Here is a 23,490-nt window from a genome sequence, read left to right as displayed (position 1 = left end):
GGCGGGCGGGGAGGGCGCGCAGCGCGCCCGGCCCGGCCCGGTGGCGTCAGTTGCCGACGCGGAAGCGGACGAAGCCGGTGACGGTGCCGCCGGCCTCCTCGACGACCTGGCCGACGGACTTCTTCGGGTCCTTCGCGAAGGCCTGGTCGAGCAGGACGTTCTCCTTGTAGAACCCGTTCAGGCGGCCCTCGACGATCTTGGGGATCGCCTTCTCGGGCTTGCCCTCGTTCTCGGCGGTCTCCTGCGCGATGCGGCGCTCGTTCTCGACGAGCTCGGCGGGGACCTCGTCGCGGTTGAGGTACGCGGGGGTGAACGCGGCGATGTGCATCGCGACGTCGCGCGCGACCTCGGCGCCGGCCGCGTCGGTCGCGACCAGCACGCCGACCTGCGGGGGCAGGTCCTTGTTGGTGCGGTGCATGTACTCGGTGACGGCCTCGCCGGAGACGCGGCCGATGCGGCGCACCAGGATCTTCTCGCCCATGGAGGCGCCGGCGTTGGTCAGCGCCTCGCCGAAGGGGGTCTCGGCGAGCTGCTCGGGCTCGGTGGCGCCGGACTCGACGGCGGCGGCCACGGCCTCGTCGCCGAGCGCCACGAACTTGTCGTTCTTGGCGACGAAGTCGGTCTCGGAGTTGAGCTCGACGAGGGTGCCGGTGCGGCCCTCGGCGCTGTCGCGGATGTCGAAGGCGATGAGGCCCTCGGAGGCGGTGCGGCCCTCGCGCTTGGCGATGCCCTTGAGGCCCTTGACGCGGATGACCTCGACGGCCTTGGCCTTGTCGCCGTCCGCCTCGTCGAGCGCCTTCTTGACGTCGAGCATGCCCGCGCCGGTGGCCTCGCGGATCTCCTTGATGTCTGCTGCCGTGTAGTTGGCCATGTTCCTCTTCCTTGTGGGAGCTGCTTCGGGAGGTGGCGGGAGGCGATCGGCCTCCCCGTGGAGGGGCCCGGGACCGACGTGTCGATCCCGGGCCCGCGGATCACTCGGCGGCGGGGGCCTCGGTGGAGGTCTCCTCGGAGGACTCCGCGGCGGGGGCCTCCTCGGCGGGCTTCTCCTCGGCGGCGGCGACGGACTCCTCGGCGGGAGCGTCCTGGGACTGGACCTCGGACTGCTTGAGCAGCTCCTGCTCCCACTCGGCCAGCGGCTCGGCGTCCACGGCGGAGACGTTCTTCTCGCCGCCGGTGGACTTGGCGTGACGCTCCTGGAGGCCGGCGGCGACCGCGTCGGCGACCACGCGGGTCAGCAGCGTGACGGAGCGGATCGCGTCGTCGTTGCCCGGGATCGGGTAGGTGATCTCGTCGGGATCGCAGTTGGTGTCCAGGATCGCGACGACGGGGATGTTAAGCTTCTGCGCCTCGTCGACGGCGAGGTGCTCCTTGTTGGTGTCCACGACCCAGAGGGCGGAGGGGGCCTTGCCCATGTCGCGGATGCCGCCGAGGGTCTTCTCGAGCTTGTCCTTCTCGCGACGCATCATGAGCAGCTCCTTCTTGGTGCGGCCGGAGGAGGCCACATCGTCGAAGTCGATCTGCTCGAGCTCCTTGAGGCGGTTGACGCGCGCGGAGACGGTCTGCAGGTTGGTGAGCATGCCGCCCAGCCAGCGCTGGTTCACGTAGGGCATGCCCACGCGGGTAGCCTGCTCCTGCACGGACTCCTGCGCCTGCTTCTTGGTGCCGACGAACAGGATGGTGCCGCCGTGGGCGACGGTCTGCTTGACGAAGTCGTAGGCCTTGTCGATGTACGACAGGGTCTGCATGAGGTCGACGATGTAGATGCCGTTGCGCTCGGTGAAGATGAAGCGACGGACCTTCGGGTTCCAACGACGGGTCTGGTGACCGAAGTGGACGCCGCTCTCCAGGAGCTGGCGCATGGTGACGACTGCCATGATGGTGTCCTCTGTTCTCCGGTCCTGGGCTCGCACGGCGCGCCCGAAGGCGTCCGCGGTCATCGCGCAGGACCTGCTTTCTCGGTTGTTCCCCCGCCACCGGTCGGTGCGGGGCCTGGTGCCCGGGTGCCGGCCGCCCTGCACCTGCCTCCGCACGGGGCGGGGACGGGAAGGACCGATGGCCGACGAGCCCTGGTGGGCACGCGAAGTCATCCGGACGGACCGGATGCTGAGTGGAGTCTATCGGACGCCGCCGCCTCATCGCGCGCGTCCTGCGTCACCTCCGTCCCGGCGAGTCCTCGCCGGGTCCTCGTGCGACCTCTCCTCCACAGACCCCGTGATTCCACCGTCGCCGGGCGGGGCTCGCCGGGCCGCGGCGGGGCGCGGACGATGCCGACATGATCCCCTCGCCGGCGCCTCCACCCTCTCCCCCGCCCCTGTCCCTGCCCGCCTCCCCGGCCGCGCGGGTGCTCGCGCTGCTGGTGCTGCTCCTGCCGGTGCTCGTGATGCCGTCCGCCGCGGCACGGGCGGACGGTCCGCGCTGGCAGTGGCCGGTTCCGCCGCCGCACGAGGTGATCGCCCCCTTCGACGCGCCGGCGACGCCCTACGGCCCCGGTCATCGCGGGATCGACATCGCGGTCCCGGGCGGCGGCGAGGTCCGGGCGGTCGAGGGCGGGACCGTGCGGTTCAGCGGGTCGGTCGCCGGGCGCGGCGTCGTCTCGGTGGTGCATGCCGACGGGCTGATCTCGACCTACGAGCCGGTCGACGGTGGGGTGAGCGCCGGGGACCCGGTCGGGGCCGGTCAGGTGCTCGGCACCCTCGAGGGCTCCTCGCCCGCCTCCCACTGCGCCGGTCGGGACTGTCTGCACCTGGGTGCTCGACGGGGCGAGCTCTATGTCGACCTGCTGCTGCTGCTCGGCGGGCGCGGGCCGAGCGTCCTGCTGCCCTGGGCGGGCGGCGCCTCCGGGGGCGGTGCGGGAGCGGTCGGGCCGGGGGCTTCCCGCGACGCCGGGGCAGGGCCTGCGGGGACGGCGGCGGGGGCAGGAGCGAGTGCGGGGCCTGCAGCAGGGGCGGGAATGCCGTCCCGGGCGGTCGCTCCGGTCAGCGCTTCGGTCGGCGCTCAGGTCACACGGCACGGGGCGCGGGCGGTCGCCCTGGCCTGACCGTGCCCGGGACCGCCGGGGCGGCACGGCCCGGGACCGTCGGGACCGCGGGGGCCGCCGAGGCTCCCGGGCCCAGGACCGTCGGCGATGGTGGCGCACCCGGCGCGACATGCGCGGGCGCGGCGCGTCTACCGCAGATCAGGCGCGCGGATGCGCCTGCTCGACGGTGCTGCGCAGGCGTTCTGCGCTGACGTGGGTGTAGATCTGCGTGGTTGCGAGCGAGGAGTGCCCGAGGAAGTCCTGGACGCTGCGGAGGTCCGCGCCGCCCTCGACGAGGTGGGTGGCCGCGCTGTGCCGCAGGGTGTGCGGGGTGACGTGGCGGGCGATCCCGGCGCGGGCCGCGTAGCGGTCCACGAGGGTGCGCACGGCGCGGTCCCCGAGCCTCCCGCCCCGCACCCCGAGGAAGAGCGCCCGCCCCGGCGCCTTCGCTCGGCGCGCCGCCGAGGTCCCGGCCCGGCCGTTCCCCGAGGCCTGTGCCGTGCCTCCACCGGCGGCGGTCGCTCCGGCGAGCACCGGCCTGCCCTCCGTCTCCCAGCGGCGCAGCGCCTCCAGGGCGGGGACGCCGACGGGGACGATCCGCTCCTTGTCGCCCTTGCCGCGCACGCGGACGGTGCCCTGGGCCATGTCGATCCCGCCCAGGTCGAGGGCCACGAGCTCGGAGACGCGCAGACCGGAGGAGTAGAGCAGCTCGAGCACGGCGGCGTCGCGCAGCTGCACCGCGCGCTGGACGGGATCGACCTCGGACGGCTCCTCGGCGGGCGCTCCGCCTGCGGCGGTGCCCTCCCCTGCCGTGTCGCCCGCCGTCGCGGTCCCGTCCCGCGTCACGGCGCCGTCCCTGGTCGCCGTGCCGCCCAGCGTCGCGGCGCCGGCCGACATCGGAGCGCCGCCCTGTGTCGAGGTGCTGCCCGGCGTCGGGGTGCCGCCTCGTGCCGGCGCGGCGTCCTCGGAGTCCGCGTCGGCGCCCGGTGCCGGGACGTCGCTCCTCCTCGGTGCGGGCTCGGTGACGATCCCGTCGAGGAGCGCGCCGGCCTGCTCGTCGGTGAGGACGGTGGGCAGGTGCCGGCCGCGGCGGGGCGCGCGGAGCCGGCCGCCGACGTCGTGCGGGATCCTGCCGGTGGAGGCGAGCCAGGTGGTGAATGTCCGCGCAGCCGCGGCGGAGCGGGCGAGGGTGCTCGCGCCGGCCCCGGTCTCCGCGCGGGCACCGAGCCAGGAGCGCAGCGCTGTCACATCGAGCTCGGCCGCGGCGATCCGCTCGACCTCCCGCAGATGCGCCAGCAGCGCCGCGGCCTCGCGGCGGTAGGCCCGGACGGTGTGCTCGGACCTGCCTCGTTCGAGGTCGAGATGGGCGGCGAAGGCGTTGACGATCTGCTCGTCGGTCTCCGTCGCGCGCTCCGTGCTCATCCCGTCATTCTCGCCCATCGTCGCGGCCGGGGGCAGCGCTCGCGCCAAGCCGGCCGTCAGCCGGTGCGGCGGGTGCGCCGGATCCGCTGCCCTCCCTGCTCGATCAGGCCCAGCAGCTCGAGCCGGGCCAGCGCTGCCCCGACCTCCCGCGGGGCGAAGCCGATCTCGTCCGCGAGACGCCCCGGGGAGATGCCCGAGCGGGGCGGCACGGCATCGAGCACACGCCGATCCGCTGGTGAGAGCAGATCGAGCTCGTCCTGGCGGGCGAAGCTCCCCTCCCCTGCGGCGGGGCCTCCGGGCAGCAGGTCCAGCAGCTCGGCGGGTTCGGTGACGAGCACCGCGCCGCGTTCGCGGATCAGGCGGTGGCAGCCGGCGCTGGCCGCGGAGGTGACCGGACCGGGCACCGCTCCGACCGGTCGGGAGAGCTGATCGGCGAGCCGCGCCGTGGACAGCGCCCCGGAGCGCCAGGCCGCCTCGACGATCACCACCGCTCGGGACAGGGCGGCGATCAGCCGGTTGCGGGCCAGGAACCTCCACCGTGTGGGGGCGGTGCCCATCGGGGCCTCGCTGAGCAGCAGATGCTGCTCGCGGATCCGCTCGAGCAGCTGCGTGTTCCCGCGGGGATAGAGGCGGTCGAGCCCGCCGGCGAGGACGGCGAGGGTCGCGCCGTCCTGGGCGGCGAGCGCCCCGCGGTGCGCCGCGGCGTCGATGCCGTACGCGCCGCCGGAGACGACGGTCCCGCCGGCGCCCGCGAAGGCCGCGCCGAGGGAGGAGGCGACATCCTCCCCGTAGGGGGTCGAGGCGCGGGAGCCGACGAGCGCCGCGGCGCGCTCCCCGGCCAGTCGGTCGAGCCGGCCGGGACCCTGCACCCACAGGCAGTGCGGGGCGGTCTCCTGGAGGTCGTCGAGGGCGCTCGGCCACTCCTCGTCCCCGGGGATCAGGACCCGGATCCGCCGCCGGTCGGCGTCCTCCAGCACGGCCTCGACGTCGACGGCGGCGAGCCGGCCGCGCCAGCGCTGGAGGGCGCGGGAGGCGCGGGCGTCGGGCGTGCCCGTGCCGGGGTCGGCGGCCTCGGCCGGCACCTGTCCGTCCAGCGCGGCGAGCAGCTCGGTCGGCGTCGCCTCGCGCGCCAGCTCGAGCGCGGCGCGGGGTCCGAGTCGTTCCCGGGCCAGCAGCGCGACGGCGTCGGAGGGCTCGGCGAGCAGGGACCAGGTGAGCCGGGCCCGGCGCTCGGTCTCGTGGGTGATGTCGGGGTTCTCGGGTCCGTCGGGGTTCTCGGTCATCGGACGTCCGCCTGTCGCAGGGTGAGGGCCTCGCCGATGTGCAGGGCGTCGGGCCGGTCGGCGCCGCCGAGGTCGGCGAGGGTCCAGGCCAGGCGCAGCACGCGGTCGTAGCCGCGCAGGGTCAGCCGGCCCTGGCTGAGGGAGTGGCGCAGCAGCGCGAGGTCCACCGGGGCGGGGGCGAACTCGGTGCGCAGCAGCGGGCCGGGCAGGTGGGCGTTGGTGCTCCAGCCGCGTCCCTCGTAGCGGCGGGCCTGGCGGGTGCGGGCCCGGCCGACGCGGGCGGCGATCGCGGCGCTGGGCTCGGCGGGCTCGGTGCCGCTGAGGTGGAGGTCCACCGGTCCGACGTCCACGCGCATGTCGATCCGGTCCATCACGGGGCCGGAGAGCCGGGAGAGGTAGCGGCGGCGCTGCAGCGGGGTGCAGGTGCACTTCTCGCCCTTGCCCCAGGCGTTCCCGCAGGGGCAGGGGTTCGCGGCCAGTACCAGCTGGAAGCGGGCCGGGTAGCGGGTGACCCCGCGTGCCCGGTGCAGGGTGATGTCCCCGGTCTCCAGGGGTTCGCGCAGCGCCTCGAGCACGCGGGCGGAGAACTCAGGCGCCTCGTCGAGGAAGAGCACCCCGCAGTGGGCACGGGAGATCGCGCCGGGCCGGGCGAGTCCTCCTCCCCCGCCGACGATCGCGGCGGCGGTGGCGGTGTGGTGGGGGCTCTCCAGCGGCGGGGTGCGCAGGAGGCCGTCGCGGGCGTCGAAGCGGCCGTCGAGCGAGTGCACGGCGGAGACTTCCAGGGCGTCCTCGGTGCTGAGCTCGGGCAGGATGCCGGGCAGGCGCGCGGCGATCATCGTCTTGCCGGCGCCGGGCGGTCCCTGCAGCAGCAGGTGGTGGGCGCCTGCGGCGGCCACCTCCGCGGCACGGCGGGCCTGCTCCTGGCCGATCACGTCGGCGAAGTCGACCGTGCTGCCCGCGCCCCGCTCCACCGCGGCGCCCGCGGGCAGCGGCTCGCGGGCGGGGGACGGCGGGACGTCCGCGCCGAAGCGATGCAGGAGGGTGGTGAGGTCGGGCGCCGCATCGACCTCGATGCCGCCCACGAGTCGGGCCTCGGCGAGGTTCGCCTCGGGGACCACGGCGCGGGAGAGCCCCAGGCCGCGGGCGGCGAGCAGGGCGGGCAGCACCCCGGGGATCGGACGCAGCCTCCCGTCCAGCCCGAGCTCGCCGAGCAGCACGGTGTCGGAGGGGACGTGGGTGAGCAGGTCGCCCTGCGCGTCGAGGACCGCGAGCGCGATCGCGAGGTCGAAGCCGGAGCCGTGCTTGGGCTGCCAGGCCGGGGTCATGTTCACGGTGATCCGGCGCTGAGCGAGGCGGAGGCCGCTGCGGGCCGCGGCGGCGCGGACCCGGTCCTTGGCCTGGAGGGTGGAGGAGTCCGGCAGGCCCACGAGCGAGAACGCGGGCAGGCCCGGGGAGACGTCGGCCTCGACCTCGACCAGGGTGCCCTCGAGGCCGGTGAGGCTGATCGAGAGGGTGCGCGCCTGGCCCATCTCAGTACACCCCTTCGAGGTGCTCGAGGGAGAAGACCCCGTCCAGGTGGGCGTACACGGCGATCACGTCGATCCGCACGTCGCGGTGCGGGGTCGAGCGCTCCATGAGGTACTCCCCCGCCAGCCGGCGCAGCCTGCGCAGCTTCGCGGGGGTGACGGCGGCCTGCGGCACCCCGGTGACGAAGGAGCGGCGGGTCTTGACCTCGACGAAGACGAGGGTCGTGTGCGCGAGGGCGACGATGTCCAGCTCGCCGTGCTCGAGCCGCAGGTTCCGCTCCACGATCTGCCAGCCGCACGCCACCAGGTGGTCGGCGGCGAGGTCCTCCCCGGCGCGTCCGAGCTCGAGGGTGGTCATCTCCCGCACGCGGGGCGGTGCCGGGGCCGGGCGGGGCCTGTCGGTGGGGCGGGAGGCGGGCGGGGTGCCGGGGACGGGAGCGAGGCTGTTCATGCCCGTCAGCCTCGCCGGAGCGTCCCGGGCGGGGAAGCGGCCCCGAGATCCTGGGGACGACGGGGCGCTGTGGAGGAGAGGTCGCGCGGCGTCGGAGGGCCGCGCCCCGGGCTCAGGGCAGGGAGATGTCCTGCTTGTTGAGCTCCTCGATGTTGACGTCCTTGAAGGTCACCACCCGCACCGAGCGCACGAAGCGGTTGGAGCGGTAGATGTCCCACACCCACACGTCCGCCAGGCGCAGCTCGTAGAACACCTCGCCGCCGCCGGAGCGGACCTGCAGGTCCACCTGGTTGGCGAGGTAGAAGCGGCGCTCCGTCTCCACGACGTACGTGAACAGGCTGACCACGTCGCGGTACTCACGGAAGAGCTGGAGCTCGAGGTCGGACTCGTAGTTCTCGAGATCCTGGCTGCTCATCGGCGCTCCTCCTCGTCCTGCGGGCTCCACGGGCCCTCCCACAGTACGCCAGCGGAGCCGGGCGTCGGGCCGGTGCCCGCGGCGGGTGCCGGACCGGGGCGGGCGGTGCGGGCGGCGGCAGGCGCGGAGCCGAGTCGCCAGCTGCGGCGATGGTGCTCGTGCACGCCGATCCGGTCGATCGCCGCGCGGTGCACCGCGGCGCCGTAGCCCTTGTTCGAGACCCAGCCGTACTCGGGGGCCTCCGCGTCCAGCTCGACCATCCGCGCGTCCCGTGCGACCTTCGCGAGGATGCTCGCCGCGGACACGCTCGCGCAGTCCCGGTCGGCGGCGACCCGCAGCTGGACCAGCGGCGCGGGGCGCTCCGCGGCGGTCAGCGCCGGGGTGAGCACGTCCGCGTCCCCGTCGAGCAGCAGCGCGTCGGCCTCGACACCGAGCCCCTCGAGGGCGCGCAGCGCGGCGCGGGTCAGGGCGGCCATGATCCCGATCTCGTCGACCTCGTACGCCTCCGCCCAGCCCACGGCGCCGGCCAGCGCCGACTCGCGGATCGGGGCGACGAGCGCCTCGCGGCGGCGGGCGGTGAGCTTCTTGGAGTCCCTCACCCCGTCGGGCAGAGGTGCGACCTCGCCGTCGGTGATCTCGAGGGCGACCGCGCCGACGGCGACGGGGCCGGCGAGGGCGCCTCGGCCCACCTCGTCCAGCCCCACCACGACTCGGCGCCCGCGGCCCGCGCGGCGGGCGAGCTCGCGTTCGAGGTCGAGGGTCGGTGCGGGGGCGGTCACGGCTGGTCGGGCACGTCGGCGAACGCGTCCGACCCGTCCCCGAGGCCGGTCCAGCGGCTCGCGGGCCAGAACACGACCTCGGCGCGGCCGGTGATGTCCGACTCGTCGACGAAGCCGCCGTCGCCCTGCACCTCGTGCCAGGCGGAGTCCGCGGAGGCGTAGCGGTTGTCGCCCATCACCCAGACCTTGTCGTCGGGGACGGTGACGTCGAAGGCCGCCTGGCAGGCGGGGGTCTCCGGGTTGATGTACGGCTCGTCGAGGGTGGTGCCGTTGACCTGCAGGGCGGCGCCCTCCTCCTCGCACATCACGTGATCGCCGGGCAGGCCGATCAGCCGCTTGACCAGGTGGTCCTGGGAGGGGTCGGGGGCGAGTCCCACGAGGGACAGAGCCATCATGACCCGCACCCGGGGGGTGGGGTTCTCGGTCGCGTCGCCGGGGATCCAGTCCGCCGGGTCCTCGAAGACGATGACGTCGCCGCGCTCGAGGTCGAACACCCCAGGGCTGAGCTTGGAGACGATGATCTTGTCGTCCTCCAGCAGCGTGGGGTTCATCGAGGCGGAGGGGATGTAGAACGGCTGGATCAGGAAGGTCTTCACGAGCACGGCGATGACCAGCGCGACCACCATGGTCACGAGGGTGTCCAGCCACAGCGGCATCCGCTGCCTGCGGCGGTGGGTGCGACCCTCGGCGTCGGGGCGGTCCGGCGACGCGGGGCGGTCGTCGCCCTGCGGGGCGCTGCCCTCGGACGCGGTCGTCGCGGGCGCGGCGTCCTCGGCGGGAGCGGGGTCCCCGGTCGGGGAGCCAGCTCGGCGGTTCTCGTCGGACGCATTCATCGCGGCAAGGATAGCCGCTGGGGGCTGGGAGTCAGAGGGAGCCGCCACGAGGTGGTGGCCACACGATCCGCTCGACCCTGCCGACCACCCGATCCACGGGGATCATCCCGCCGCCGGGGGCGCCGAGCAGGTGTCGGGAGTCGGTGGAGTCGGGACGGTTGTCGCCGAGCACGAACATGCGCCCCTCGGGGACGACGAGGTCGAACTCGGTGGTGCTGGGGGCCGTGCCGCCCGGCAGGTAGGGCTCCTCCAGCGCCTCGCCGTTCAGCAGCAGGGCGCCGTCGTCGCCGCAGCAGGCGATGGAGTCGCCGCCGACGGCGATCACCCGCTTGACCCAGTAGCGGTCGCCGTCCTCCGCCGACGGGGCGAAGTATCCCCTCCCGTCGAAGACGACCACGTCCCCGCGCTCGGCCTCGCCGGCGCTCGTGCGGTCGGCCAGGAGCACGTCCCCGGCCTCGAGGGTCGGGGCCATGGAGGCCGACGGGACGCGGAAGGGCTGGACCACGAAGTGCCGCAGGGCAAGCACCGCGAGCAGCGCCAGCACGACGCAGACGGCGACGGCCACCACCGGGTGGGGCCGTCGCCGTCTCGCCGCGCTCACGCGGGTGATCCTGGGATCCGGGAGCGGATCAGGAGTGGTCGCGCTTCTCCTTGATGCGGGCCTTCTTGCCCGTGAGGTTGCGCAGGTAGTACAGCTTCGCGCGGCGGACGTCACCGCGGGTGACGACCTCGATCTTGTCGACCGTCGGGGCGTGCACGGGGAACACGCGCTCCACGCCGACGCCGAAGGAGATCTTGCGGACGCGGAAGGTCTCGCCCACGCCGTGGCCCTGGCGGCCGATGACGTAGCCCTGGAAGACCTGGATTCGGGAGCGGTTGCCCTCGATGACCTTCACGTGCACCTTGACGTTGTCGCCGGCGCGGAAGGCGGGGACGTCCTCGCGCAGGGACGCCTTGTCGAGCTCGTCGAGCTTCTGCATGTCTCTCTCCTGGCCTCCGCCTCAGGTCGTCGGCCTCGTTCGTCGGGCCGCCTCGCGGGCGACCCGTCATGAACCGTCGATCCGGCGGGGAGCTGGCTCCCCGTGCCGGTGTGCTGGGCCTCTGGCGGCGACTCCCATCGCCACGGACCTGCCCGACCGCGTGATGCGCCCTCCCCTGAGGCAGAGAGGCGCGCGGTGCGCACGAGGGGTCATTCTGCCAGCGCACGGGATCGAGCGGCAAGCCCGCGCGGGGGCGTTCGTGCCGGTGATCACCGTGGAGGGCTGTCGGATCGCTCACGTCCGGGGCGCGGGCGCGGCGTCCTCGGAGCGCCGGACGGCGGCCGGACGGCGCTCTCAGGCCTCGTCGAGCAGATCGGGGCGGCGCTGCCGGGTGCGCTCGAGCGACTGCTCGCGCCGCCAGGCGGCGATCTTCCCGTGGTCGCCGGAGAGCAGGATCGCGGGCGCCTCCCGCACCACCCCGGCCGGGTCCTCCCAGCGGGCGGGGCGGGTGTAGAGCGGGTACTCGAGCAGCCCGTCGGAGTGGGACTCCTCGACGAGGGACTCGGCGTTGCCGACCACGCCCGGGACGAGCCGCACCACGGCCTCGGTGATCGCGAGGACCGCGACCTCGCCGCCGTTGAGCACGTAGTCGCCGAGGGAGGCGAGGTGGACCTCGCAGCCGATGTCGGCGAGGTGCTCGTAGACCCGCTCGTCGATCCCCTCGTAGCGGCCGCAGGCGAGGACCAGCCATTCGCACTCGGACCATTCCTGGGCGGTGGCCTGGGCGAAGGGGGTGCCGGCGGGGTTGGGGAAGATGATCAGCGGCTCGGTGTCGGCGCCGAGCGCCGCCTGTCCCTCGGCGCGCACGGCGGCGAAGGCCTCCGCCCACGGCTCGGGCTTCATCACCATGCCGGCACCGCCGCCGAGCGGGGTGTCGTCCACGGTGCGGTGGCGGTCGTGGGTCCAGCTGCGCAGGTCGTGGACGTGCAGGTCCACGAGCCCGTCGCGTCGCGCCTTGCCGATGAGGGAGAGCTCGAGCGGGGCGAGGTACTCGGGGAAGATGGTGAGGACGTCGATGCGCACGGCGGGCTCAGCGCTCCGTCCGGGCAGGGCCGGAGGTCTCCGGCTCGGGGCCCTGCTCGTCCTCGGGCAGCGCGTCGAACAGCCCGCCGGGCGGGTCGGCGATGACGACGCCGGCCTCGAGGTCGACCTCGGGCACGAGCTGCTCGACCAGCGGCAGCTGCACGCGTCGCCGGTCGGGGGTGCGCACGACGAGGAGGTCCTGCGCCGGGTAGTGGTCCACGCCCGCGACCACGCCGAGCTCGCGACCGTCGACGTGACGGACGGCGAGGCCCTTGAGCTGCGCGGGATACCAGGCGTCGGGGTCCTCGGCGGCCTCCTCCTCGGCGTCGACCGCGAGCTCGAGGTCCACCCCGCGCAGCGACTCGGCGTCGGTGCGGTCCGTGACCTCCTCGAAGCTCGCGTACCAGCGCTCCTGCTGGAGGCGGGTGCGGGCCACGGTGAGGGTGCGGGAGCGACCGGCGACCTCGACCTGGAACGCGGTGCCGGGGCTCAGGCGCTCCTCGGGCTGGTCGGTGCGCAGGACGAGGGCGACCTCGCCGCGCAGGCCGTGGGCGCGGCCGATCGTCGCGACGATCACGTCGAGGGTGCTCATGAGGTAGCTCCGTTCGAGAAGGCGGGAAGGGCTGCGAAGTGGGCGGGAGAGCCGTCGGCCGGGCCGTCGGCAGCTGCCGGGGCGGAGGGATCTGCCGGGGCGGGGGCGCCGACGACGGCGTCGCCTCCCTCCTCGGCGGGCGCCGGGGCGTGGTAGCCCTGCGCGGCGCAGGCGGTCGAGAGCTGGTCGAGCGGGTCCTGGAGCCCGTCGGACCAGGTGTCGCCGTCCAGGGCGTCGGCGAAGGGGGCGCGGACCTGCTCGAGGGCGGTGCGCACGGCGTCGTCGTCCACGACGGTGATCTGCGCGTCCAGCAGCTCGGCGGTCGCGCGGAGGTCGTCGGTGCGGTCGGAGGGGACCTCGCGCGGGGAGAGGCCGACGAGCTTGAACATGTTGGAGGTCAGGACGTTCGAGTTCGCGAAGTGGGTGAGGGTGCCGGGGGTGTCGAAGACGTCGGCGCAGACGAGAGCGGCGGGCTTGGTGCCTGCTTCCCCTCCCCCGGCGGCCCAGAGCGCCGCGGCGGAGACGTCCTGGCAGGCGGCGGCGACGCCTTCGAACGCGTCGGCGAAGGTGTCGCGGTCGGCCTCGGCGCCGCGTTCGGGCTGGGTGCGGAACCAGTCGGCCAGCTCCGTCGCGGCCGCTCGAGCACCCTCGGGCGCGTCGGCGAAGAGGTCCTCGACGTCGTCGCCGGTCATGGCGTAGAAGCCGGGATCGGAGGGGCCGACCTCCGGTGCGCTCCCGGCACGGTCGAGGACCTCGCGGGAGAGCGGCCGCGCATACTCGGGGTCTCCCCAGAAGCCGGTGCAGGCCGCGGTGAGGGCGGGATCGGCGTCCGCCTCCTCGGACGCGGCCGACGGCGCCTCCGGCTCCTCGCCGGGGCCCTCGGTCGCACAGCCGCCGAGCGCGAGGACGAGGGCAGCGCCGGGGAGGGCGGCGCGGTGTGCGCGGGCTCGACCCCCGGACGACGAGGAGCGGCGCTGCCGGGACCTCACGGTCCGCTCGGCAGCGCCGCTCCTCAGGGGCCTGCGGGGCACCTCAGCGACGGTCGACGTCGACGATGTCGACCCGCACGTCGTCCTCGGAGAGGGCCGCGGTGACCGTGCGCAGTGCACGGGCGGTGCGGCCGGACCGGCCGATGACGCGTCCCAGGTCGGCGGCGCCGACCCGGACCTCGAGCAGCGGGCCGCGACGCGTGGACTTCTCCGTGACGCGCACGGCGTCGGGGTCATCGACGATGCCGCGTACCAGATGATCGAGCGCTTCGGCGCGGGCGCTCATCTCAGGCCTCGTCGGTCGCCGCGGCCTCGGCGTCCTCGGTGGTCTCGCCCTCGGCCGGAGCCTCCTCGGAGCCGGCCTCGAGGGTCTCGGACTCCTCGGACTTCTCGGACTCCTTGGCCTTCTTCGCGCCCTCGCGGGACTCGGAGGCGGCCTTGTCGGCCTCCGCGATCCGCTCCTCGGCGGTCTGCTTGGCCTCGGCGGTCTGCAGGGAGCCGGCGGCGTCGCCCTCGCCCTTGAACTTCGCCCAGTCGCCGGTGACCTTCAGCAGCGCAGCGACCTGCTCGGACGGCTGCGCGCCGACGCCCAGCCAGTACTGGGCGCGCTCGGAGTCGATCTCGATGACCGAGGGGTTCTCGGTGGGGTGGTACTTGCCGATCTCCTCGATCACGGCGCCGTCGCGCTTCTTGCGCGAATCGGCGACCACGACGCGGTAGAACGGTGCACGGATCTTGCCCATGCGCTTCAGACGGATCTTGACAGCCACGTGGGTGGACTCTCCTTCAGGGATGTTCGGGTGAGTCCCGCCGCAGCCTGTGGGGTGATGCGGGCGCTGACGGTTCTCGGGGTGTCGCTCCCGGACGGGTAGAGGGCCGGCCCGGACGCATACAGCGCACGATTATGCCAGGGATCCCCTCCCCCGTTCCACCCCGCGTCCTGTGCGGCGGGGCACAACGGTCCGAAGGGCGGGGCCGACCTCGGCGCGCCGGGCAGACGGGGCCGTCGGCCTCAGCCGGAGAACGCCTCGATCAGCTGGTTCGCACCGAGCACCACGAACAGCAGCGTCACCACCCCGAGCGCGATGTTCAGGATCGGCCCGTTGCGCCACCGGTGCGGCATGTGCGACGAGTTCATCAGCACCAGCAGCGTGATCGCGAGGAAGGGCATGAAGAACGCGCCGAGGACACCGTAGGCGATGATCACCTGCACCGGCTTTCCGAGCAGGAGCAGCAGCATCGGTGGGAAGGTCAGCCACAGCACGTAGAAGCGGTAGTACTTCCCGCCGATCCCGCGGTCGGGATGCTCCTCGGCCTTGCCGCGCACGTGCCCCCAGAAGTCCGCGAACATCACCGAAACGCCGTTCCACACTCCGAGCACGGAGGAGAAGGACGAGGCCCAGAAGCCGATCAGGAAGATCCAGCTGAAGGCGGTGCCGTAGCGGGAGGCGAGCACCTCGGCGAGGTCGAGCAGGCCCCGGTCACCCTCGTCGATCGCGATCGAGGAGGAGTACAGCAGCTCCGCGCCGACGACCAGCATGGCGATCACGAAGATGCCGGAGATGACGTACGCCATCGCGTTGTCGATCCGCATCACCCGCATCCACCGCGGCGTCGACCACCCCTTCTCCTTCAGCCAGTAGCCGTAGGCGGCCAGCGTGATCGTGCCGCCGACGCCTCCGGCGATGGACAGCGTGTAGACGAGCCCTCCCTCGGGGATGCGGGGCACGAGCCCGCCGAGCACCTCGCCGAGGTTCGGGAGGGTGACCACGGCGGCGCCCACGACGGTCAGGAACATCAGGCCAACGAGCACCGCGACGATCTTCTCGAGCGCGTGGTAGCGCCCCACCCAGACGAGCCCCGCGCCGATCAGCCCGGAGAGGATCGCGTAGACGATGAACGGCATGTCCGCGATCCAGCCGATGCCCCCGAGCACGGGCAGCTGCGGGACGAGGGCCGCGAGCGGGAGGGCGGAGGCGCTCATCGCTGTCGCGCCGTACACGAAGCCCCAGATCATGATGTACGGGCCGAAGTACCAGGAGGTCCAGCGGCCCACGCGGCGCCAGCCCTCGAAGATCGAGTGGCCGGTGGCGAGGGTCCAGCGCCCCGCTCCCTCGACCAGCACGATCTTGATGATCACGCCGGCGACCGCGGCCCACAGGAGCGCGTAGCCGTAGCGGGAGCCGGCGACCAGGGTCGCGACGAGGTCGCCGGCGCCGATGCCGGTCGCGGCGACGACGAGGCCCGGGCCGACGAGCTTCCAGCGCGGCGGCGCGCCCTGGGCGTCCTCGGCGGCGGCACCGGCTTCGGCGCCGGCGCCGGGATCCTGCGGAGCATCGGACGGGCCGTCCGCGGCGGGGTCGGGAGCGGAGCCGCGCACGGCGCGTCGTCGGCCGGCGGGCTGCGATCCGGTGGGCTGCTCTGCGTCGTCGGGGTGCATCCAGGCACGATAACGGTCGTGTGCCCTGGATCACCGCGTGACGCGGTCGAACGGCGCGAGGTCGTCCGCTCTGCCTGGTTCGGGCCCTGCGGCCGGCGCCGCTCGGACGGCGGGGTTCCGTCCGTCGGCCGGGCCAGACCCGTCCCGCTCGTCCGGCCGCCCGGCTCGGCCGGCTCGGCCGGCCGCGACGATTCCTGTCGGTAGGCCGCTCGGACGGTCAGGTCACGCGACCACTCGACCGCCGAGCACCACGTGGCTGCGCTCGCGCAGGATCCGATGGTCCTCGCGCGGGTCGGAGGGGGCGACGAGCAGGTCAGCCGGGGCGCCGTCCTCGAGCCCGGGGACGCCGAGGAAGCGGCGGGGTGCCCAGGCCGCGGCCTCGAGGATCTCGATCGCGGAAAGCCCGGCGGCGTCGAGCTCGTCGAGCTCGTCGTGGATGATGCCGTGGCCGAGCACTCCCCCGGAATCGGTGCCGACCAGCAGCGGGACCCCGGCGTCATGGGCGTCGCGGGTGCGGTCGTAGCGGTCGGCGCGCAGACGGCGCATGTGCGCGGCATAGGCGGGGAACTTCTTCTCGCCCTGGGAGGCGTAGGTCTCGAACTCGTCGACGTTCACCAGCGTGGTCACCACCGGGATTCCCGCCTCGGCGACACGGCGGATCGTCTCGTCGGTCAGGCCCGTGGCGTGCTCGAGGCAGTCGAAGCCCGCGTCGAGCACGAGCGGGAGGGTCTCCTCGTCGAAGGTGTGGGTGGTAATCCGGGCGCCCGCGGCGTGGGCGGCGTCGGCCGCGGCGACGAAGTCCTGCGCCTCCCAGCACGGGGTCAGATCGCCGACGCCGCGGTCGATCCAGTCGCCGACGAGCTTGACCCAGCCGTCCCCGCGGCCGGCCTCGCGGGTGACGGCGGCGGGCAGGTCTTCGGGCTCGAGCTCGTCGGCGTAGCCGATCAGGTAGCGGCGGGTGCGGGCGAGATGGCGGCCGCAGCGGATCAGCCGCGGCAGGTCGTCCTGCTGCTGCAGCGGGGAGTTGTCGATGATCGAGCCGGCGTCGCGGATCAGCAGCACCCCGGAGTCGCGGTCGACGAGGGCCTGCTCGCGCGCCTCGGCCAGGGTGGTGCCCCCTCCCCCGTCGGCGATGCCGAGGTGGCAGTGCAGATCGGCGAGTCCGGGGATCACGAAGCCGTCGATCTCGCGGACCTCCGCGCCGGCGGGAAGCTCGGGCTTCTCGTGGTGGATCCGGCCGCCGACGACCCAGGCGCCGTCGACCTCCTCCTCGGCGCCGAGCAGGATCGGTCCGCGCAGGCGGAGGATCGGTGCGGTGGCCTCGGCGACATCGGTGGTGCTCATGCCGCCGAGCCTATCGATCCGGGACCGGGACCGAGGCGTCCCACCGGGTTCGGCCTCGAACAGCGGGGCACGGCACGTGCAGCTGGACTCGGCCAGAGCGACAGGCGTCGGCGTCGACGGAGAAGTTCAGCCCCATGTCGATGACTACGCGGCCTCTGCACCCCACGCGGCATCGAGGCGAAGGAAGAAGTCGGTCGGCTCGTGGAGGTCCTCCGCGTGCACCCGGATGACCGTCCACCCCTCGGCGGTCAGCACGGCGCTCTTGTGGTGATCGTGCTTCACCCGGTCAGGGCTCGTCAGGTGGTCGCCGCCGTCGTACTCGATGGCGATGCGCCGATCCGGATAGGCGAGGTCGGCGTAGTAGACGATGCCGGTCGTGGGGTCGACCACCTCGTGGTTCATCGCGGTGACGGGCCGTCCGCACCGCATCAGCAGCAGATGCATCTGAGTCTCCTGCGGAGACCAGACGCGCTCCCGGGCCAGCGCGACGGCGTCCCTCAGCCGTGATGCCCCGCGGCCGCGTGCCTTGCCGGCCCGCTCTCTCACCTCGGTCATAGGGATGCGCCATGCAGTCCCGAAGCGGTCCGCGACCAGCGAGTCGACGGCGATGACGAGCTCGTCGAGCGTGAGGCCGACGGCGATCTCCTGCAGCGCTGTCAGCGGATCGACCATGGTCACGCCGTGGAGGTCGACGGTCGGGGACGCGGCGCGCCGATGGACGACGAGCGTCTCGCTGCGCCGCGGGGAGCTGCCCTCGCTGGTGCTCAGGTGCACGCGCGCACCGCCCTCTCGTCGAGCCCGCCGGGGCAGACGGACACCGAACAGCTCGGCGGCGGTCGCCCCCGAGACGACCGACGGGCACCCGAGGAGCTCCTGAGCCGCGAGGACCACCCGTCGAAGGTCGGCCGGGTGGTCGGTGCGCGTGTAGAAGGTAGGGAGCACGCGGGTCATCGCGGGCGAGTGGAGATGGCGCCGGTGCATCCCGTGCTCGAGGAGCCACTCGCGTCGGTACACCTCGCCCCGCTGCAGATCCTCCGGTCTCAGTCCCATGGCCGGGACCGTAGCTCTCTCACGTCACCCGGCACCGGCTCCGGTCGATGCTGGGGACGACCACGCTGTGGGGAGGAACGGTCGTCCCGCACGGAGCTCGCGGATCGCGTCAGTGCCGGCGTGCCCCTGGCCGACTCTGTGCAGTTGTTCGACGGGAGGTACCGGAAAACCGGTACCGGGCGTCGAACAACTCCGCGTAACTGGTACCGGGCGTCGAACAACCCGGCGTGACCGGTACCGGGCGTCGAAGTGCCGGGCGGAACTGGTACCGGAGGTCGAACTGCCAGCCGGCGCCGCGCCCGGAGGGCACTCAGCGCCGCGGGGTCACTTGCCGCCGAGGAGCTTCTGCATCTCGGGCGGGAGCTGGCTGGGGTCGAAGTCGGACAGGTCCGGCTGACCGCCACCCTGGCCGCCCTTCGCGGCCCCCGCGCCGAAGGCGGAGCCGCCCTGGCCACCGCCCTCCGCGGCGCGCTTGGCGGCCTCGGCCTGCTCGCGCGCGGCCTTGGCGGGGTTCTTCGACTTCGACTTCTTGCCCTGGGGGCGCTGCGGGGCCTGCCGGCCGCGAGACTTCTTGCCCATGCCCATGCCGGGACCGCCGGGCATCCCCGGCATGCCTCCGCCGCCGCCGCCGGCCATGCCGCGGCCCATGGTGCGCATCATCTGCTGGGCCTGCTTGAACCGCTCGAGCAGCTGGTTGATCTGCTGGACGGTGGTGCCGGAGCCCCGGGCGATGCGGTTGCGGCGCGAGCCGTTGATGATCTTGGGGTTGCTGCGCTCCTCGGGGGTCATCGAGCGGATGATCGCCTCGATCCTCCCGATCTCGGACTCGTCGAAGTTGTCCAGCGCCTCGCGGTACTGCCCCATGTTCGGCAGCATGCCGAGCATCTTCTTGATGCTGCCCATGTTCTTGAGCTGCTGCATCTGGTTCAGGAAGTCGTCGAGGGTGAAGTCCTCGCCCGAGGCGAGCTTCGCCGCGGTCTTCTCGGCCTCCTTCTGGTCGAAGGCCTTCTCCGCCTGCTCGATCAGGGTCATGACGTCGCCCATGTCGAGGATGCGCCCGGCCATCCGGTCCGGGTGGAAGCGCTCGAAGTCGTCGAGGCTCTCGCCGGTCGACGCGAAGAGGATCGGGCGCTCGGTGACGCCGGTGATGGACAGCGCCGCACCGCCGCGCGCGTCGCCGTCGAGCTTGGAGAGGACCACGCCGGTGAAGCCGACGCCGTCGCGGAACGCCTCGGCGACCCGGGCGGCGTCCTGGCCGATCATCGCGTCGACGACGAAGAGGGTCTCGTGAGGACCCACGGCGTCGCGGATGTCCCGCGCCTGCTGCATCATCTCCTCGTCGATGCCGAGGCGGCCGGCGGTGTCGACGATGACCACGTCGTGCTGCTGGAACTGCGCGGTGGAGACGCCGTTCATCGCGACCAGGACCGGATCGCCCACGCCGTTGCCCGGCTCGGGGGCGAAGACGGGCACGCCCGCGCGCTCGCCGACGATCTGCAGCTGGTTCACGGCGTTGGGGCGCTGGAGGTCCGCGGCGATCAGCAGCGGCGTGTGGCCCTCGGACTTCATCCACTGCGCGAGCTTGCCGGCGAGGGTCGTCTTGCCGGCGCCCTGGAGGCCGGCGAGCATGATGACCGTGGGCGGGTTCTTCGACCAGTTCAGGTCGCGGGCCTCGCCGCCGAGGACCTGCACCAGCTCGTCGTTGACGATCTTGACGACCTGCTGGGCGGGGTTGAGCGCCTTGGAGACCTCCTCGCCGAGGGCGCGCTCGCGCACCGCGGCGGTGAAGGTGCGCACCACGGACACCGCGACGTCGGCGTCGAGCAGGGCTCGACGGATTTCGCGGATCGTCTTGTCGACGTCCGCCTCGCTGAGGCGGCCGTGGCCACGCAGGCCCTTGAGCGACTCTGTGATGCGGTCGGAGAGGTTGTTGAACACGAAGCGCTTCCCCTTGGTCGGTCGGACCGCACCAGTGTAGAGGCTGGGCCGCGCACTCCCGAGCCCTCCCCCGGCCCACGGTGAGCTAACCTGCACCGATGGCACGCGGGGGCGTCGGGACGGCGCACGGGATCACACTGCAGCAGCTGCGCTACTTCGTCGAGGTCGCCGCAGAGGGGTCGATCACCGCGGCGGCGGACCTGCTCCAGGTGTCGCAGCCGACGATGTCCGCCGCGATGAAGGACCTCGAGCGCCGGGTGGGGCGCGTGCTGCTGCGCCGCTCCGTGCGCGGTGCGGCCCTCACCGAGGACGGCATCGAGTTCCTCGGCTACGCCCGCCAGGTGGTCGAGCAGGCCGAGCTGCTCGAGCACCGCTATCTGGGACGCCCTCCGGCCCGCCGCCTGCTGGCGGTCTCCGCGCAGCACTACTCCTTCGTGGTCGAGGCGTTCGTGCGGATGGTGAAGGCCTCGGGGGCGGCGGAGTACGCGTTCACGCTGCGCGAGACCCGCACCGCGGACATCATCGAGGACGTGCGGACGCTGCGCAGCGAGCTCGGCGTCCTCTACCGCAGTGACTTCAACCGCAAGGTCATCGACAAGCTGCTGCGCGACTCCGAGCTCGTCTTCACTCCCCTGTTCCTGGCGAGCCCGCACATCTTCGTCGCCCGCACGAACCCGCTGGCCTCCCGCCGACGGGTCACTCTCGAGGACCTCGAGGGCCTGCCCCGGCTCACCTTCGACCAGGGCACCGACAACTCCTTCTACTTCGCCGAGGAGATCCTCTCCACGCGCTCGGCCGCGCAGGACATCCGGGTCAGCGACCGGGCCACGATCTTCAACCTGATGATCGGGCTGGACGGCTACACGATCTCCACCGGCATCGTCTCCGACGACCTGGACCCGTCCATCGTGGCCGTGCCGCTCGAGGTGGACGAGCGCATCGAGATCGGCTGGATCGGGCATGCCTCCGCGCCGCTGACCGGTCAGGCGGAGCGGTTCGTCGCCGAGATGCGCGAGGTGGTCGCGAGCTTCGGGGTCGAGCCGCTGTCGTAGCGGCCGCTCCGCCGCCGCCGGAGCCCCTGCGACCGGGCCGTCCCCGCCATGGCGAGCGCCCCGCCGACAGGACCGATCCGCCACCATAGGCGCCATCTATGAAGAGACCCCAAGTGTCGTGATGACACTATGGTGGGTGGTCCTGCGTACGCTCGCCCCACCACGACGACCGGGGGCATGATGACGACCGACTTCTCCTTCAGCATCCGCACGACCCGCTTCGACGAGGACTACGTCCCCTCGAGCGGCTCGCGGATCACCACGAACTTCGCCAACCTCGCCCGCGGGGAGCATCGCCGCGAGAACCTCCGCCGCGCCCTGCGCATGATCGACGAGCGCGCGAACGAGCTCGCGGGCGGCGGGGACCGCTACGCCGTGGAGCTCGACATCGTCTCGGCGGACCTGCACCTGGGCGCAGGGGCGGAACCCGCCGACGGCGGTGAGGGGCTCCCGCTGATCGAGATGCTCGACGTGCGGATCCTGGACCGCGCGACCGGCGAGCGCCTGCCGGGGATCACCGGGAACAACTTCTCCTCCTACGTGCGGGACCACGACTTCAGCGTGCGCCTGCCCGCCCATCAGCAGGCCGCGGGCGACGCGGGATCCGGCGGCGGCGTGCCGGAGGACTTCGGCGTGCTGCACGGCAGGCTCTTCCGCCGCTTCATCTCCTCGGACGCCTATCGCGAGCGCTTCGCCGGACCGCCCGTGGTCTGTATCAGCGTCTCTACCAGCCGGACCTATCGCCGCATCGGCGCGCCGCATCCGGTGCTCGGCGACGAGTACGAGGCCGACGGCTCCTCCCTCACCGATCTCTACTTCGCGCGGATGGGGCTGCAGGTGCGGTGCTTCAAGCCCCGCGGCGCCGTCGCCCCGCTGGCGTTCTACTTCGAGGGCGATCTGCTCGCCGATCACTCCGACCTGGCGCTCATCGGCACGATCGCCACGATGGAGACCTTCCAGCGGATCTATCGCCCCGAGATCTACAACGCCCGCGAGAGCGCCGGGGAGGTGTACCGGCCGAGCCTGGGCAGCACCGACCACGCGGACACGGGGATCGTGTACGACCGCGAGGAGCGCAGCCGTCTCGGCGTGACCCAGGGCAGGTTCATTCAGGAGCGGCTGATCGCGCCGCACCAGGAGCACCTCGAGCAGTGGCTGGCCGAGGAGGTCGTCCGATGAGCACCCTCCTCCCCACCTCGATCGTCGGCAGCCTCCCCAAGCCCTCGTGGCTCTCCGAGCCCGAGACGCTCTGGTCCCCCTGGCGCCTCGAGGGCGCAGAGCTGGACGAGGGCAGGCGCGATGCGCTGCACCTCGCCGCGGCCGAGCAGGCCGTCGCCGGCCTCGACGTGATCAGCGACGGGGAGCAGACCCGCCAGCACTTCGTGACCACCTTCATCGAGCATCTCAGCGGCGTCGACTTCGCACGTCGCGAGACGGTGCGCATCCGCGACCGCTACGACGCGAGCGTCCCGACGGTCGTCGGTCCGGTGCGTCGTGAGCGGCCCGTCTTCGTCGACGACGCGGCCTCCCTCCGCACGCGGACGGACAAGCCCCTCAAGTGGGCGCTGCCCGGCCCGATGACCATGATCGACACGCTGTACGACGCGCACTACGGCAGCCGCGAGGAGCTCGCCCGGGAGTTCGCGGCCCTCCTCAACCAGGAGGCGCGGGAGCTGGAGGCGGCGGGCGTGGACATCATCCAGTTCGACGAGCCCGCCTTCAACGTCTTCTTCGAGGACGTGCGGGACTGGGGCGTGGAGGTCCTCGAACGGGCGGCCGAGGGGCTGCGCGCCGAGACCGTCGTGCACATCTGCTACGGCTACGGCATCAAGGCCAACACCGACTGGAAGGCGAGCCTGGGCACGGAGTGGCGCCAGTACGAGGAGACCTTCCCGCTGCTGCGCGACTCGGTGATCGACACGGTCTCCCTCGAGAGCCGCGGCTCGCACGTCCCGATGGAGCTCGTCGAGCTGCTGCGCGGCAAGAAGGTGATGCTCGGCGCGATCGACGTCGCCGATCCGCAGGTCGAGACCCCCGAGGAGGTCGCCGACACCCTCCGCCGGGCCCTCGCCTTCGTGGAACCGGAGAATCTCTGCCCGAGCACGAACTGCGGCATGGCGCCGCTGTCCCGCACCGTCGCGCAGGGCAAGATGCGGGCGCTCGCCGCGGGGACGGCGCTGCTGCGCGCCGAGCTCGCGGGGGGCTGAGTCCGCGCCGCCGCGGGGCGGGCGGAGGGAGCCGGACCCGGCGAAGGGCGCCGACCCCGCGTCGCGACGGAGCCTGCGCCGCGGCCCAGC

General features: G+C 73.2%; 24 protein-coding genes. 4 read left to right on the top strand and 20 right to left on the bottom strand.

Going from position 1 to position 23,490, the window contains the following annotated elements; all coding sequences use genetic code 11:
- Positions 1–46: 46 nt before the first annotated feature.
- Entirely contained in the window at positions 47–871 is an 825-nt protein-coding gene (tsf, locus tag A4A78_RS11000; protein ID WP_062949158.1) for a translation elongation factor Ts, read from the bottom strand.
- Between the two features lie 100 nt (positions 872–971).
- Positions 972–1,874: a 30S ribosomal protein S2 gene (gene rpsB, locus A4A78_RS10995; RefSeq protein ID WP_029360685.1), complete on the bottom strand. Its 903-nt coding sequence runs from the start codon at positions 1,872–1,874 to the stop codon at positions 972–974.
- 398 nt (positions 1,875–2,272) lie between these two features.
- Between rpsB and A4A78_RS10990 the strand changes: the two genes are divergently transcribed.
- On the top strand, positions 2,273–3,037 hold the full coding sequence (locus tag A4A78_RS10990) for a murein hydrolase activator EnvC (protein WP_062949156.1): 765 nt from the start codon (positions 2,273–2,275) through the stop codon (positions 3,035–3,037).
- Positions 3,038–3,175: 138 nt separating this feature from the next.
- On the opposite strand, the gene A4A78_RS18175 is transcribed toward A4A78_RS10990, so the two are convergent.
- The 18 genes from A4A78_RS18175 to ffh all read right to left on the bottom strand — a co-directional run bounded on the left by A4A78_RS18175 (position 3,176) and on the right by ffh (position 20,141).
- Positions 3,176–4,438 (bottom strand): tyrosine recombinase XerC, encoded by a 1,263-nt coding sequence (locus tag A4A78_RS18175; protein ID WP_062949154.1) that lies wholly within the window; start codon positions 4,436–4,438, stop codon positions 3,176–3,178.
- A gap of 56 nt (positions 4,439–4,494) precedes the next feature.
- A complete protein-coding gene (gene dprA / locus A4A78_RS10980) occupies positions 4,495–5,721 on the bottom strand; it encodes a DNA-processing protein DprA (protein WP_062949152.1) in 1,227 nt (408 codons plus the stop codon).
- Complete coding sequence (locus A4A78_RS10975; protein WP_062949150.1) at positions 5,718–7,250, bottom strand: YifB family Mg chelatase-like AAA ATPase; 1,533 nt, start codon at positions 7,248–7,250, stop codon at positions 5,718–5,720. Before A4A78_RS10975 ends, dprA begins: the two co-directional genes overlap by 4 nt.
- A 1-nt stretch (position 7,251) precedes the next feature.
- The gene (locus A4A78_RS10970) at positions 7,252–7,698 is read right to left on the bottom strand and encodes a YraN family protein (RefSeq protein ID WP_082835298.1); all 447 of its coding nucleotides are present in this window, start codon (positions 7,696–7,698) and stop codon (positions 7,252–7,254) included.
- A 112-nt stretch (positions 7,699–7,810) separates the two neighbouring features.
- The gene (locus A4A78_RS10965; protein ID WP_010551350.1) at positions 7,811–8,113 is read right to left on the bottom strand and encodes a DUF2469 domain-containing protein; all 303 of its coding nucleotides are present in this window, start codon (positions 8,111–8,113) and stop codon (positions 7,811–7,813) included.
- Complete coding sequence (locus A4A78_RS10960) at positions 8,110–8,892, bottom strand: ribonuclease HII (RefSeq protein ID WP_062949148.1); 783 nt, start codon at positions 8,890–8,892, stop codon at positions 8,110–8,112. The genes A4A78_RS10965 and A4A78_RS10960 overlap by 4 nt, the downstream gene beginning before the upstream one ends.
- On the bottom strand, positions 8,889–9,725 hold the full coding sequence (gene lepB / locus A4A78_RS10955; protein WP_062949146.1) for a signal peptidase I: 837 nt from the start codon (positions 9,723–9,725) through the stop codon (positions 8,889–8,891). The genes A4A78_RS10960 and lepB (A4A78_RS10955) overlap by 4 nt, the downstream gene beginning before the upstream one ends.
- Before the next feature lie 31 nt (positions 9,726–9,756).
- Entirely contained in the window at positions 9,757–10,326 is a 570-nt protein-coding gene (gene lepB, locus A4A78_RS10950) for a signal peptidase I (protein ID WP_062949144.1), read from the bottom strand.
- A 28-nt stretch (positions 10,327–10,354) separates the two neighbouring features.
- Complete coding sequence (gene rplS / locus A4A78_RS10945) at positions 10,355–10,705, bottom strand: 50S ribosomal protein L19 (RefSeq protein WP_010551346.1); 351 nt, start codon at positions 10,703–10,705, stop codon at positions 10,355–10,357.
- 354 nt (positions 10,706–11,059) lie between these two features.
- Positions 11,060–11,788 (bottom strand): tRNA (guanosine(37)-N1)-methyltransferase TrmD, encoded by a 729-nt coding sequence (gene trmD / locus A4A78_RS10940; protein WP_062949141.1) that lies wholly within the window; start codon positions 11,786–11,788, stop codon positions 11,060–11,062.
- A 7-nt stretch (positions 11,789–11,795) separates the two neighbouring features.
- Entirely contained in the window at positions 11,796–12,380 is a 585-nt protein-coding gene (gene rimM / locus A4A78_RS10935) for a ribosome maturation factor RimM (RefSeq protein ID WP_062949139.1), read from the bottom strand.
- A complete protein-coding gene (locus A4A78_RS10930; RefSeq protein ID WP_231881019.1) occupies positions 12,377–13,369 on the bottom strand; it encodes a hypothetical protein in 993 nt (330 codons plus the stop codon). The genes rimM and A4A78_RS10930 overlap by 4 nt, the downstream gene beginning before the upstream one ends.
- A gap of 43 nt (positions 13,370–13,412) precedes the next feature.
- A complete protein-coding gene (locus A4A78_RS10925; protein ID WP_010551342.1) occupies positions 13,413–13,655 on the bottom strand; it encodes an RNA-binding protein in 243 nt (80 codons plus the stop codon).
- A 1-nt stretch (position 13,656) separates the two neighbouring features.
- Entirely contained in the window at positions 13,657–14,139 is a 483-nt protein-coding gene (rpsP, locus tag A4A78_RS10920) for a 30S ribosomal protein S16 (RefSeq protein ID WP_062949135.1), read from the bottom strand.
- A gap of 242 nt (positions 14,140–14,381) precedes the next feature.
- Positions 14,382–15,809, bottom strand: a complete 1,428-nt coding sequence (locus A4A78_RS10915) for an Nramp family divalent metal transporter (protein ID WP_062949133.1) — start codon at positions 15,807–15,809, stop codon at positions 14,382–14,384.
- A 222-nt stretch (positions 15,810–16,031) separates the two neighbouring features.
- Complete coding sequence (locus A4A78_RS10910) at positions 16,032–17,153, bottom strand: amidohydrolase family protein (RefSeq protein ID WP_062949131.1); 1,122 nt, start codon at positions 17,151–17,153, stop codon at positions 16,032–16,034.
- A 144-nt stretch (positions 17,154–17,297) separates the two neighbouring features.
- On the bottom strand, positions 17,298–18,203 hold the full coding sequence (locus tag A4A78_RS10905; RefSeq protein WP_062949129.1) for a DUF559 domain-containing protein: 906 nt from the start codon (positions 18,201–18,203) through the stop codon (positions 17,298–17,300).
- A gap of 324 nt (positions 18,204–18,527) precedes the next feature.
- Positions 18,528–20,141, bottom strand: a complete 1,614-nt coding sequence (gene ffh, locus A4A78_RS10900) for a signal recognition particle protein (RefSeq protein ID WP_062949127.1) — start codon at positions 20,139–20,141, stop codon at positions 18,528–18,530.
- 98 nt (positions 20,142–20,239) lie between these two features.
- Between ffh and A4A78_RS10895 the strand changes: the two genes are divergently transcribed.
- From A4A78_RS10895 to A4A78_RS10885, 3 genes are all read left to right on the top strand, one after another.
- The gene (locus tag A4A78_RS10895) at positions 20,240–21,193 is read left to right on the top strand and encodes a LysR family transcriptional regulator (RefSeq protein WP_062949125.1); all 954 of its coding nucleotides are present in this window, start codon (positions 20,240–20,242) and stop codon (positions 21,191–21,193) included.
- A gap of 180 nt (positions 21,194–21,373) precedes the next feature.
- On the top strand, positions 21,374–22,372 hold the full coding sequence (locus tag A4A78_RS10890) for a putative oxygenase MesX (RefSeq protein WP_062949856.1): 999 nt from the start codon (positions 21,374–21,376) through the stop codon (positions 22,370–22,372).
- Positions 22,369–23,400 (top strand): methionine synthase, encoded by a 1,032-nt coding sequence (locus A4A78_RS10885; protein ID WP_062949123.1) that lies wholly within the window; start codon positions 22,369–22,371, stop codon positions 23,398–23,400. The genes A4A78_RS10890 and A4A78_RS10885 overlap by 4 nt, the downstream gene beginning before the upstream one ends.
- Positions 23,401–23,490: the final 90 nt, after the last annotated feature.

The sequence above is a fragment of the Brachybacterium sp. sponge genome (genome assembly GCF_001613775.1).
In the GTDB taxonomy this organism is placed as follows: Bacteria; Actinomycetota; Actinomycetes; order Actinomycetales; family Dermabacteraceae; genus Brachybacterium; species Brachybacterium conglomeratum.
The sequence above is the reverse complement of the archived record's forward strand: the minus strand, read 5'-3'. Positions and strand labels throughout refer to the sequence as shown.